This window comes from Streptomyces sp. NPDC002896, from assembly GCF_040295225.1.
Lineage (GTDB): Bacteria > Actinomycetota > Actinomycetes > Streptomycetales > Streptomycetaceae > Streptomyces.
On the sequence record NZ_JBEOVA010000018.1, the window covers coordinates 142,032 to 154,441 of the forward strand.

Genomic DNA, 12,410 nt, shown 5'->3' on the forward strand with positions numbered 1-12,410 from the left:
ATGGCGTCGCTCGATAAATATACGTTGCCGTATACTTAAGTCAATGGTCCCTATACTCCTGCCGATGAGCGCACCTCGTACGACACGCACCCGCGTCGGCCGTCCGTCCCAGGCCGAAGCGGCCCGGCTCGCGGAGCGGCTGCGGAAGGCCGCGTTCGAGACGTTCCTCGAGTGCGGCTTCGACGCAACGACGATGGAGGCCGTGGCGCGCGCTGCGGATGTCACCAAGCGCACGCTCTACGCCCGGTATCCCGACAAGCGGGCGCTGTTCGCGGATGTCACGTCGTGGGCGCTGGCCCGCCGGCACGGTGACGAGCCGCTGCCCGAGATCGAGGGCGACGATCTGGCCGCAGGGCTGACCGCGATCGCCCGGGCGACGCTGGCCCGTGCGGTCGACCCGGACATCGTGCGTATCAGCCGGATGGCGATGACGGAGTCGGCGCGCTTTCCCGAGTTCGCGCGGAGCGCGCAGACGTTGGCCTGGTCGCCGCGGATGCGGGCGGTCATGGATCTGCTGCGCCGGCACGCGGACTCGGGGGCCGTCGTCGTGGACGACATCGAGATCGCCGCCGAGCAGTTCCTTGCGCTCGTCGCGGCGGTTCCCGCCCGACTGGCGGCGTTCGGCGTCACCCGCGCGCCCGAGGTGGAGGAGCGGCACGTGCAGCACGCCGTTGCGCTGTTCCTGCGCGGCGTGCTGCCGCGTTAGGCGGTCCGCCTCTGCCACGTGCTAGGCAGTAGGCGGGAGAGGGAAGTGGCATGCCGCGTACTGGCCGGGGCGGACCTCGTGGATCTGTGGCTCTTCGGTGGCGCAGCGGTCCTGGGCCAGTGGGCAGCGGGTTCGGAACCGGCAGCCTTGGGGAGGCGACAGGGGTGAGGGCACGTCGCCTTCGAGAGCGGGGCCGGCGAAGCCCTTGTCGGGGTCGGTCAGCGGAACCGAGTCGAGCAGAGCCCGGGTATAGGGGTGGGCTGGGCTGTCGTAGATCTCGGCGGAGTCGCCGAACTCGCAGACCTTGCCCAGGTACATGACCATGACGTTGTCGCTGATGGAGCGCACGACCCCGAGGTCGTGGGCGATGAACACGACGGTCAGGTCGTACTCGGCTTTGAGCGCCTCGATGAGGTTGAGGATCTGCGCTTGAACCGACACGTCCAGGGCGGACACCGGTTCGTCGCAGATCAGGAGACGTGGGCCCAGGGCAAGGGCGCGGGCGATCGCGACGCGTTGGGCCTGGCCGCCGGAGAGCTGCCGGGGCAGCATGTCGGCGAACCGTTCGCCGTCCAGGCCTACCTGGGTCAGGACGGTGGCCGACGCCGTGGCCTGCTCGTCCGCCGGGATGCCCGCGATCGCCAGGCCCTCGACGACGATGTCCTTGACCGGGCGGCGCGGGTTCAGCGAGGCCACCGGGTCCTGGAAGATCATCTGCATCTGGCGGCGCAGCGCGCGCATACGGCGCTCGTCGGCCTGCTCGATCCACTCGCCCGCGAACCTGATGCGCCCGGCGGTCACTCGGTCAAGCCGCAGTACCGCCCGCCCGGTCGTGGACTTGCCGCACCCGGACTCGCCCACGATCCCGAGCGTCTCCCCGGGCAGCACATCGAAGCTGACCTTGGAGACCGCCTGCACGGTCCCCGCCTTGCCGGGGTACTCGACGACCAGGTCCTCCACGCTGAGCAGCGCCTTGTCGCCGCGCAGGTGTGCGGTGCCGCTACCGGCCAAGGGGATCGCCTCCAGAAGCGAGCGTCGTGGGTGCCGCGGGTCCTTCCGCCGGCTTGGCGCAGGCGACATGGTGGTCGGGGCCGACCGGTTCCAGGTTCGGGGCGAGGTCGTGGCATTCCTCGGCGGCGTACGTGCAGCGCGCCGCGAAGCGGCAGCCCTCCGGTGGCTTCGTCGGATCCGGGAGCGAGCCGGGGATCAGGCGCAGGGGGGTGTGCCGCTTGTGGTCGAGAGTGGGGGTGGCCTCCAGCAGCGCCCGGGTGTACCGGTGCCGGGGTGCGTCGAAGACCTCGCGGGTGGAGCCGGTCTCGGCAAGCCGGCCTGCGTACATGACGGCCACCCGGTCGGTGCGTCCGGCGACGACCGCGAGGTCATGGCTGATCAGGATCAGGGACATGCTCCGCTCCCGCTGCACCCGGCGCAGCAGGTCCAGGATCTGCCGTTGGACCGTCACATCGAGTGCGGTGGTCGGCTCGTCGGCTATCAGCAGGTCGGGTTCGCAGGCCAGGGCGATGGCGATCATCACCCGCTGGCGCATGCCGCCGGACAGTTCGTGCGGGTAGTTCCGCAGCCGCCGCTCCGGGTCGGGCACACCGACCTCCCGCAGGAGGCCGACCGCCCGGTCGCGGGCCTCGGACCGGCCGACGCCCAGCTGCCGGCGCATCCCCTCGGTCAGCTGGCGTTCGACCCGCACGACCGGGTTGAGGGAGCGGCCAGGGTCCTGGAAGACCATGGCGATCTGCTTCCCCCACACCTCCGACCGCTCCTTGCGGGAGAGGGACAGCAGGTCGCGCCCCTGGAAGAACACCTCTCCCGAGCTTGCGGACCGCGGCGGCAGCAGGCCCATGAGAGCCCGGGCCATGACCGACTTACCGGACCCGGACTCCCCCACCACGCCCAGGGCCTGGGCCCGTTCGACGTCCAGGGACACATCGTCCACCGCGCGCACGGTCCCCCGCGGGGTGCCGATGTGGGTGTGCAGATGGCTCACCCGCAGCAGGGGCTGGGTACTCACGGCCTGTGGCGGCCTCTCGTCCGACATGCTGCTCCCTCTACCGAGCGGATGGTGGAACGGGGGTCCGGAAGTCACCGGGCGGGCATGGCTACTTCGCGATCCACAGCTCCTCGGGCAGCAGCGAGCCCTCGCCGTACAGGACGATGCCGTGGACGTTCTTGCCTGTCACGGCGCTCGGCGCGGAGCGGCCGATGAAGACCCCCGGGGCGACTTCGGCCAGTCGCTCCTGCACCGCCTTGTACGCGGCCTTCCGCTCCTCTGTGGAGGTGGCAGTACGTCCCTTCTGCAGGGCGGCGTTCAGCGCGTCGTCGTCGATGCCGGACATGTTGGCGCGGGAGCCGCCGTGGAAGGCGCTGTACAGCCGGGTCTCCGGGTCGATGAAGTTGGCGGAGCTGACCAGCATGTCGAAGTCGTGCGTGGCGTGCAGGGCGAGGTTGTCCGCGTAGTCGATCACCTTGACCTTGACCTCGACGTTCTTGAACCGGCTCAGCTGGGTCTGCAGGCTCTCCGCCATGGCCCTGTTCTCCGTGGAGGGGAAGGTCTTGAAGGTGAAGGACACCGGCTTTCCGTCGGCCGCGAGTTCGTCGAAGAGCTTCTGCGCGGCTTCCCGGTTCGTCTGCGTCAGCTTGATGTCCGAGTAGAACGGCGAGGTCTTCTCGAAGAGCGTGTCCGCGGCCTTGCCCTCGCCGTTGTAGACGGCCTGCTTCATCGTCTCGAAGTCGAATGCCGTGGCGACGGCCTTGCGCGCCCGGACGTCGTCGAACGGCGCCCTGCGGGTGTTCATGGCCATATACATGCCGCCGTTGAGCGGTGCGGTGGCGGTGGGGTATCCCGCGTCAGCCGACTTGGCGAGGTTCTTCCAGTTCGTCTCGATCGCCACGTCGGCGCCGCTGCTCATCAGGGTGTCGATCCGCTGCTTGGTGTCCAGGGCCGGGCGAATGGTGAAGCCGTCGAGGTAGGGCTTGGCTGCGTCGTAGTAGCCGGGGTTCTTGGCCAGTTCGATGGAGGCTTGCCGCGTCCACTTCTTGAGGGTGTAGGGGCCCGCGCCGACCGGCTTGGCGTCGAACGCCTGCCGGCCCGCCTTCAGCGCCTTCGGGGATGCGATCCAGTTCAGCGTGGTGGAGAGCACCGCCTGCGCGTAGCTCGGGACCGGCTGGGTCATGGTGACCTTGAGCGTGGTGGCGTCCACCACCTTCGTCGAGGCCATCAGCGACGCCTCCTGGATGGTGGACGACCCGATGGCCGGGTCCTTGGTGCGGTCCCAGTTGAACTTCACCGCCGCGGCGTCCAGCGGAGTCCCGTCGGAGAATTTCAGCCCGTCACGCAGCTTCAGCTCGAAGGTCTTTCCGCCGTCCTCGGTGGTGAAGGCCTCGGCCATCTTGTACTGGACCTTGCCGGTCCGCGTGTCATTGATCATCAGCGTGCCGTACAGGGCGTTGCCCACGAAGCCGCCTGTCACCCATGAGTTGCCTATGAGGGCGGGGTCCAGGCTTCGTGGCTCGCTGAGTTGCAGGACGCGCGCGGTGCCGCCGGAGACGGGCTTGCCCGCGGAGGCGGTGGAGCCTGACGAGGTGCCGGAGCCGGATCCTCCGCCGCACGCCGTCGACAGGAGGAGCAGGGTGGTGCCGCAGGCCGCGGCGAGGTGAGCGAAGCGTCCATGTCGTCGGATCATCGTCGACCCTTCCTGAGCGGTGGGATGGGGACCTGACGGTTCTCGCTCTCCCGCATCACGGAGAGGGAGGGGCGGGTTTGTCGTGGAGCGCGTGCCGGGCTGCGGCCCCGGGGGGCCGCCGGTCAGCCGCGCAGCGTGCGGTCGAACCGGTGGCGCAGGTGGTCGCCGGCCTGGTTCAGCGCGAAGACGGTCAGGAAGATGACAAGGGACGGGACGAACACCATGTGCGGCGATTCCGCGATGGAGTCCTTGCCTTCGGCGATCATCCCGCCCCAGCTGGGGCGAGGCGGTGGGATCCCCAGGCCGAGGAAGCTCAGTGAGCCCTCGGCCACGATCAGCGCGGCCATCACGACCGGGAGGTACGCGCCCAGCGTGGGCAGGACGTTGGGCATGATCTCCCGGGTCAGCACGCGCCGGTGCCCCGCGCCCATGTTGCGCGCGGCCAAAACGAAGTCCCTGGCCGCCCATGCAAGGGTGTTGGCCCGGCCCAGACGGATGTACGAGGGGACGATCAGCAGCGTCAGGCCCACCAGCAGGGTGCGCACGCTCGGGGTCAGAATCGACGAGAGGGCCAGCAGGAGGATCAGCGGCGGGAAGGCGAGCATCGCGTCGGCCACCAGCCGCACCAAGGAGTCGGCGCGCTTGCCGAAATAGCCGGCAGGCATGCCCAGGGCGGTTCCGATGCCCGCGCCGACCAGTCCGGCGGCGGCGCCCACCACGAGGGAGACCTGCGCCCCGTACGCACACCGGGACAGGATGGACCGGCCCTGGCTGTCGGTGCCCAGGAGCAAGTCCAACGAGCCGAGCTGCGGGGCCTGCCGCGGTGGGCCGACCGGGACCGCATAGGACGCCAAGGGCAGCATGCCGGCCAGCAGCGCCACCGCGACCACGGCGAACAGCCAGCCGTACGACAGGTACACCACCACCGAGCGCGGCTCGCTGACCCGCGGTACCACCGGCTCGCGTGCGCCGTCGCCCCAGGAAGCGGCGGCCTCGGGTGCGGACTTCACATCCGACTGCGTCATGCCTTGGCCGCCTTTCTGACGCGCGGGTCGATGAGCCCGTAGCTCAGGTCGACCAGCATGTTGACCACGACGTAGACCACCGCGATGAACACGACGATTCCCTGCACCGTCACCACGTCCCGGGACGTGATCGAGGACGCCAGCAGCTGCCCGAGACCGGGCAGAGTGAAGAGCGTCTCGACGATGACCGTCCCGCCGATCAGCCGTCCCAGGTTGATGCCCGCGAGCGTGACCAGCGAGAAGGAGGACGGGCGCAGGGCGTGCCGGAACATCACGTACCTGCCGCTCATGCCTTTGGCCCGCGCCGCTCCGACGAAGTCCTCCCCCAGCGTCCCGATCAGGTCGGTGCGCAGCAGCCGGTGGAACGCCGCGATCTCCGTCAGGGCGATGGCCACCGTCGGCAGCACGGCGCCGCGCAGGTTGGCCCCGATGCCGTCACCGGCCGGCGCCCATCCCGTCACGGGGAACCAGCCGAGCTGGAGGGCGAAGACATAGATCAGCACCGGGCCGGCGATGAACGCGGGCACCGAGAGGAAGACCGACGACACCGCGTTGATCAGCCGGTCCACCGGGCTTCCGGGGCGCACGGCCGAGGCGACGGCCAACAGCACCGCGACAGCGAGAGCGAGCACCAGAGCCATCGCCGCCAACTGCAGGGTGACCGGCAGCCTCTCCACGATCGCAGTGCTGACGGGCTGCCCCGTCACCGGCGAGTTCCCCAGGTCGCCTTGGACCGCCGCGGTGAGCCAGTCCCAGTACTGCGCCCACAGCGGCTGGTCGAGCCCGAGCTGGGTTTCCATCGCCTTGACGGTCTCGGGCGTCGCGTCCGGCCCGAGAACGACCTCCGCCACCGAGCCCGGAGCGAGGCTCAGCAGCAGCGTCACCCCCATCGTGACCAGCAGTACGACCAGGAGGCTTCGACCCACACGTCTCACAACGGGAAGCACCATGCGACTCGCTTTCCTCAGGCGAAGCGGGCCGAGCGGCCGGGTGCCTGCGCACCCCTCCGCTCTTCCTAGGGCATTGGTTCTGCGCACCGCTCTCCCGGGGCGGTGGCGGCACGTCCGGCCATATCCATGACCGTGCTGAGCAGTACGCGGTGTTGCGACCGGAAGGGATCACCGGCGGAGCATGCCGACTGCCGCCCCGTGGGCGCGCCCCGGCGGAGACCGGTTGCCGCACCCCCGCAGCTGCGGCGGCCGGTGAGCACGGCAGCGGTGAGCGGCCCATCCAGGGCGCGCAACACCACTACCGGGGTGCCTGCTGCCACGCTCGTGGGGTCACCGACGATCGCGGCAGCCGCCGGGATACGGGCCCGTCCTGGCACGTCATCCCCGCGAGGGCAGACGTAAACGCCGACCCCCACAAAAGAGAACCCTACTCTCCTCCTCGTATAGCGCCAATACCGCTGCAAGCGGCAACCGGCCGCGCCGCCGTCTCAGACTCGGACGCCGGTCCCGTGGATGCCGTGCTGGTCGATGAGCGCAAGCTCCTCTTCGGTGAACGGCGGGAAGTCCAACGCCTTGAGGTTGTGGTCCAACTGCCAGGTCGAGCTCGCGCCGATGAGCGCACTGGTCACCTGTGGCTGACGCAGCACCCATTGCAGCGCGAGCTGCGCCAGTGACTGTCCGCGCTGCTGGGCGATCTCGTTGAGCGCCGTTGCTCGTTCGCGGTAGGTGTCATCGATGTCGGCCGGTGACAGGAAGGTGCTGTTCTGGGCTCGGGCACCCTGGGGGATCGTGCCGTCGAGGTACTTGTTGGTCAGCAGCCCCTGAGCGAGGGGGCTGTAGACGATGAGGCCGAAGCCGTCTTCGGCGGCGAGCTTGAGCAGACCGTTGAGTTCCGGGCGACGATCGAAGATCGAGTACCTCGGCTGGTGGACCAGCAGCGGGACCCCTGCCTGGCGGAGCAACTCGGCCGCTTCGTGGGCACGCTCGGTGGTGTAGTTGGAGATGCCCGCGTACAGCGCCTTGCCGGACTGGACCGCGGTGACCAGCGCTCCGACGGTCTCCTCCAGCGGCGTGGAGAGGTCGGGGCTGTGGCTGTAGAAGATGTCGACGTAATCGGTGCCGAGGTCTCGCAGGCTGTGGTCGAGCGAGGCCAGCAGCGACTTGCGGGAGCCGCCCTTGAGGTAGGGGCTGGAGCCGATCGGGTTGCCGGCCTTGGTCGACAGGATCAGCTCGTCCCGGTAGGGCGCGAGGTCCCTACGCAGCACCGTGCCGAAGAACTTCTCGGCGGCGCGGGGCGGCGGACCGTAGCGGTTGGCGTTGTCGAAGTGGGTGATCCCGAGGTCGAAGGCGTGCAGCACGATCTCACGCTGGGTCTCGTAGGGATGGTCGGTCCCGAACTTCTGCCAGAGACCGAAGGAGAACGCGGGCAGGTCGAGTCCCGAGTTCCCGGTACGGCGGTACTCCAGCTTCTCGTAGCGGTCGTCCGCCGCGTGGTAAGTCTCGAAGGGTCCGGAGGCAGCCATTTGAATCAGTTTCCGTTCAGAACGTCAGAGGGTGTGTCAGAGGTCATCAGAGGTCAAGGGCGGGAGCGACGCCGGGCGGCCGGGGCGAGAGCCGTCAAGTCGCGTTCCGGGCACGCGGAATGAGCTCATTGACATTCTGAACGATCACGCAGAGACTCGATCACATGCGTGAGGTCCTGGAGGTTCTGCTCCTGACAAAGGAGCGTTGTGTCGACCTCGTCCGCGTGTCCAGCGCACGCTGTTGATCTCCCAACCGCACTCGATACGTCGCCGCAGATCGGGCAGGGTGCGTTGATCGTCGACGACCGCCATGCCGTCAGGGACTGGTTCCGGACGCAGCACGCGACTGGGCAGTGACCCGGCGGGCTAGCGAAACGTAAGTCGACGGACGTCAGTCCGGCTCCCTCTTCATCGAGCAGTGAACCGCGCACGTTGCCGAGCTGCGCGAGCGCGCGTAACCCCTGTCTGACGAAGCTCTCACCCATCGACCGGGACGACCGCCTTCAGGAGAGCCTCGAACTCGAGGCCGCGGCAGGAGAAACGCCAATGCCGCAGCGCGAGGCCTCGGCAAGGTCGGTCTCTCCCGCCCTCTGACGCCTTCGTCGTGCGGTAACGCCCGCAGCCCGGGCGCGACGGCACGCGTGCCGACATTCATCGCCCGCGCACGCACGCCTCACTCCCCCATAACCGACACAAACCGGCATCCCGCCGACACCGGCCAACCAGCGATCGGAAGCATGATGAGCCTGGAATTTCTCTGGTACATCCCCAACACCGTCGAACCGGGCCACCGTGGCGACGACACGACCTCTGGCTGGGGATCCATCGAGTATTCGACGGACCTCGCCCGTACGGCAGAAGACCACGGCTGGGGCGGCGCCCTGCTCGGCACCGGATGGGGACGCCCGGACACCTTCACCGTAGCCACGGCTCTGGCGGCCCGGACCACGACGTTCAAGCCCCTGATCGCGATTCGTCCTGGCTATTGGCAGCCGGCTCATTTCGCCGGCGCGGCGGCGACGCTCGACCAACTCAGTCGTGGACGCGTCCTCGTCAACATCGTCAGCGGACTGGACAACCTGGCCGCGTACGGCGACACACGTATCGACCCAGCGCAACGGTACGCCCGCACACAGGAGTTCTTGCATCTCGTGCGGCGCCTCTGGACCGAAGAGGACGTCACGTTCAAGGGCGAGCATTTCCAGGTCACCGGGTCCACCGTCGCGCCACGCCCGTACGGCACCGATGAGCGGCCGCATCCGACGCTCTATTTCGGCGGCGCATCTGAAGCCGCAGAGCGGGTGTCGGCAGCAGAGGCCGATGTTCAGCTCTTCTGGGGTGAGCCACTCGACGGGCTCGCCCAACGCATCGACCGGCTCAAGACGTTGAGCGAGCAGGTGGACCGCAGGCACAAGCCCCTTGAGTTCGGGCTGCGGATCACGACACTCGTGCGCGACACCACCGAGGAAGCATGGCGCGACGCCGAGGCGAAGGTCGCGAAGATGGCCGCAAGCGCCGGCACGACCACCTGGACGGGAAACCGCAAGACCGCAGTCGGGCAGCAGCGCCTCTTCGATCTTGCCGAGCGCGGCGAGGTGCTCGACACCTGCCTCTACACCACCCCCGGCAGGTTCGGCGGCGGCGGAGCGGGAACCACGTGGCTCGTCGGCTCCGCCGACGACGTCGCCACGGCGCTGCACAACTACCGCAAGCTCGGCATCACCCACTTCGTCCTGTCCGACACCCCCTATAAGCAGGAGATCGGTCGCATCGGCGACCAACTGCTTCCCAGGCTGCGCGAACCGGCCGGGTGACGAGCATGGCACCGTCGTACGCGGCTCCGACAGGCCGGCCGTCGGAGCCGCGGCACCTCCGGCGCCCTCCACAGCTTGTTCAGCGAACCTGCGCAGGTAGTACCCCGGGCCGTGCCTCCATCACGGACTGGGGGCCTCCCCCGGGGCCGCGACTGTCGCAACGAACGACGTCGGAGGCCACGGCGTCACGTCGGTGATTGCGCCGAGAGCGTCTGAGTGAACGGGGTGACGGGCCGCTCCAGGCGTTCGCCGTCGACGGTGATGTCGACCGCCTCGTTGTAGAAGGCGAGGAGTCCCTTGATGGCGCCCACCGCGGGGAGCGGGTCCGCGTAGCTCCAGACGACGTTCGGCGGAACATCGGCCTCGCTCCGCCACGACCAGTACGCGGCGGTTCCCTTGTACGGGCAGCCGGTGCTGTGGCCGGTGGGTTCGAGCAGGTCGAGGCGGACGTCCTCGCGCGGGATGTAGTACCGCGTCGGCAGGCCGGTCTCGAAGAGCAGGACCGGGCGGTGGGTGTCCGCGACGACCGTGCCGTCGATCTCGACCACGACGTGACGGCTGCTGGGAACGGCGTCCACCCGCTTGTGCGGGTCGCGGGGGTGGATGAAGATCTCTTCCTCCTCCTCGTACCAGTGGTCGAGCCCCCGGCCGACGCGCCGGAACCACTCGAAGGCGATGTGGCCGGCCAGGTCCTCGGAGGGGAAGGTCCAGGCCGCGTTCTCCAGCAGGTCGCCGTCGACTTCGAGGTCGTAGAAGATCTGCGACCCGGTGTGGGTACCCGTCGGCGGGTTCTTCGCCGGGCGGAGCAGGTCCTCGCGGACCTCCTCGCGCGGGAAGGCGTAGAGCGGGACGGGCGATCCGGGCTCCCAGACGAGGACGGGGTGCCGACTGTCGACGACCGTCACCTCGCCCTTGCGGCCGCGCACCCAGCGCTCACTGGGATCCCACAGGAGGCCTTCGGGGGTGGTCCTGACGGCGCGGGTGGTGGGGATCGTGGTCATGACCGGTTCTCCTTCGGCTGGCTCACGCGGTGACTTCAGTTAGGCGCGGCTCTCCCGCCATGCGGCGACCTGCTCGGGGCGACCGAACACCCGGAGGTACTCGTCGACGTTGCTGCCGGCCCGCTCCCACACTGACACGGGTTCGAAGTCGGAGCCGTCCGGGTCGGCGAACGCCGGCAGCGGGTCCACGACCGTGTTGAGGCTCGGGGGGACGAACACCGCCGAGGAACGGCCCGTCACCGAGCCGCCGGCCACCGCGCGGTACCGCCCGAGCCGCAGCCGGCGCTCCGTCCAGTTTGTCAGCAGGGTGCCGGTGAACGCCTGGAGGGCGCCCGGCCGGCTGGCGCCGAGGGCGCCGCAGCGGGAGGCGGAAGCGCGGCGGCTGGCGGCCGCCTGCGAACTCGCCTCGACGACCACGGCCCGCGGCGGCGCGCTACGGCGGCCGTTAGTAGGGCGGCCCGTCTGCACAGCGCCTCCGAGCTCGTCTCCTGGCCGCGGCCCGATTCTCGGCTACGGTCCGGAGTCGCGCCGGCTGCGCTAAACGAACCCCAGCTTCCGCTTCGACCGTGGCTCGACCGACGCACTTGGGTCCCCGGCACGATGGGTGGTCATGCACCGTCGGGGCCGGGTGTGAAAGTCTCACTGCACACTAGTGGTCGGGCGGGCCGGCATCGGTTGCCGCACGGAATCGTGAACGAGAAGAGGCGGCGGCATGCGCATCGGACTGCTCGGTACAGGACCGTGGGCCGAGGCGGTCCATGCCCCCGCGTTGAGCGGGCATCGTGAGCTGGACTTCGTGGGGGTGTGGGGCAGGCGCGCGGACGCGGCCAGGGCCCTGGCCGACAGTCACGGCACACGCGCATACGAGGACGTCGACGCCCTGCTCGCCGAGGTGGACGCGGTCGCCATCGCGCTGCCACCCTCCGTACAGGCCCAACTCGCGGTGCGCGCCGCGCGGGCGCACTGTCATCTGCTGCTCGACAAGCCCCTCGCTACAAGCGTTGAGGAGGGGCGGGCCGTCGTCGAGGCGGCCGGACAGGCCGACGTCGCTTCGGTCGTCTTCTTCACCACCCGTTTCCAGACCGCCACGGAAGACTGGATCACCGAACAGGCCGCTGTGGACGGCTGGTTCACCGCACGCGCTGAGTGGCTCGGCTCGGTGTTCACCAGCGACAGCCCGTTCGCGGCGTCGCCATGGCGACGGGAAAAGGGCGCCCTGTGGGACGTCGGCCCTCACGCCCTGTCCGTACTGCTGCCGGTTCTCGGCGACGTCAAGCAGGTGGCGGCCACCGCACGCGGCCCGAAGGACACCGTCCACCTCGTCCTCGAACACATCAGCGGGGCGTCGAGCACCCTGACCCTCAGCCTCACCGCCCCACCCGCCGCTGCCGGTGCCACCGTCGAGCTGCGCGGAAAGGCGGGCGCAACCATCCTGCCCGCATCCTCCGAAGGACCGGTCCACGCTCTCACCCGAGCCGCTGACGCCCTCCTCGCCGCAGCCCGCACCGGCCGACCACACCCCTGCGACGCCGCTCTCGGACTACGAGTGACGGAGATACTCGCTGCAGCCGAAGCACAGTTGACCACCGGCATCAGGACGCGGTGACAGCGACGAATCTCGCCGGAGACGTGGCCCGCCGCGATCGACAAGGGATATCTGCAGGTCAGGCATGGTACGCACGGTGTGGTGGTCGCA

Annotated in this window: 11 protein-coding genes; 3 read left to right on the forward strand and 8 right to left on the reverse strand. The window is 69.3% G+C overall.

Features of this window, described 5'->3' with window-relative positions; genetic code table 11:
• Positions 1–64 precede the first annotated feature (64 nt).
• A complete protein-coding gene (locus tag ABT009_RS29795) occupies positions 65–706 on the forward strand; it encodes a TetR/AcrR family transcriptional regulator (RefSeq protein ID WP_351301608.1) in 642 nt (213 codons plus the stop codon).
• 21 nt (positions 707–727) lie between these two features.
• Here the strand turns inward: ABT009_RS29795 and ABT009_RS29800 are convergent, their stop codons facing one another.
• The 6 genes from ABT009_RS29800 to ABT009_RS29825 form a co-directional block, all read right to left on the reverse strand.
• Positions 728–1,717, reverse strand: a complete 990-nt coding sequence (locus ABT009_RS29800; protein WP_351301611.1) for an ABC transporter ATP-binding protein — start codon at positions 1,715–1,717, stop codon at positions 728–730.
• Positions 1,707–2,756 (reverse strand): ABC transporter ATP-binding protein, encoded by a 1,050-nt coding sequence (locus tag ABT009_RS29805; RefSeq protein ID WP_351301613.1) that lies wholly within the window; start codon positions 2,754–2,756, stop codon positions 1,707–1,709. The genes ABT009_RS29800 and ABT009_RS29805 overlap by 11 nt, the downstream gene beginning before the upstream one ends.
• Before the next feature lie 61 nt (positions 2,757–2,817).
• Entirely contained in the window at positions 2,818–4,401 is a 1,584-nt protein-coding gene (locus tag ABT009_RS29810; RefSeq protein WP_351301616.1) for an ABC transporter substrate-binding protein, read from the reverse strand.
• A 122-nt stretch (positions 4,402–4,523) separates the two neighbouring features.
• Entirely contained in the window at positions 4,524–5,426 is a 903-nt protein-coding gene (locus tag ABT009_RS29815; RefSeq protein ID WP_351301619.1) for an ABC transporter permease, read from the reverse strand.
• The gene (locus ABT009_RS29820) at positions 5,423–6,376 is read right to left on the reverse strand and encodes an ABC transporter permease (protein ID WP_351301622.1); all 954 of its coding nucleotides are present in this window, start codon (positions 6,374–6,376) and stop codon (positions 5,423–5,425) included. Before ABT009_RS29820 ends, ABT009_RS29815 begins: the two co-directional genes overlap by 4 nt.
• Before the next feature lie 488 nt (positions 6,377–6,864).
• Positions 6,865–7,899, reverse strand: coding sequence for an aldo/keto reductase (locus tag ABT009_RS29825; protein ID WP_351301625.1), 1,035 nt, complete (start codon positions 7,897–7,899; stop codon positions 6,865–6,867).
• A gap of 641 nt (positions 7,900–8,540) precedes the next feature.
• On the opposite strand from ABT009_RS29825, the gene ABT009_RS29830 reads away from it, so the two are divergent.
• Positions 8,541–9,713 carry an LLM class flavin-dependent oxidoreductase gene (locus tag ABT009_RS29830; RefSeq protein ID WP_351301627.1) on the forward strand — a complete coding sequence of 391 codons (1,173 nt, stop codon included), beginning with the start codon at positions 8,541–8,543 and terminating at the stop codon, positions 9,711–9,713.
• A 185-nt stretch (positions 9,714–9,898) separates the two neighbouring features.
• Here the strand turns inward: ABT009_RS29830 and ABT009_RS29835 are convergent, their stop codons facing one another.
• Positions 9,899–10,714: a DUF427 domain-containing protein gene (locus ABT009_RS29835; protein ID WP_351301630.1), complete on the reverse strand. Its 816-nt coding sequence runs from the start codon at positions 10,712–10,714 to the stop codon at positions 9,899–9,901.
• A 39-nt stretch (positions 10,715–10,753) separates the two neighbouring features.
• Positions 10,754–11,182: a hypothetical protein gene (locus tag ABT009_RS29840; protein WP_351301633.1), complete on the reverse strand. Its 429-nt coding sequence runs from the start codon at positions 11,180–11,182 to the stop codon at positions 10,754–10,756.
• Positions 11,183–11,426: 244 nt separating this feature from the next.
• Between ABT009_RS29840 and ABT009_RS29845 the strand changes: the two genes are divergently transcribed.
• Complete coding sequence (locus tag ABT009_RS29845) at positions 11,427–12,320, forward strand: Gfo/Idh/MocA family protein (RefSeq protein WP_351301635.1); 894 nt, start codon at positions 11,427–11,429, stop codon at positions 12,318–12,320.
• Positions 12,321–12,410: the final 90 nt, after the last annotated feature.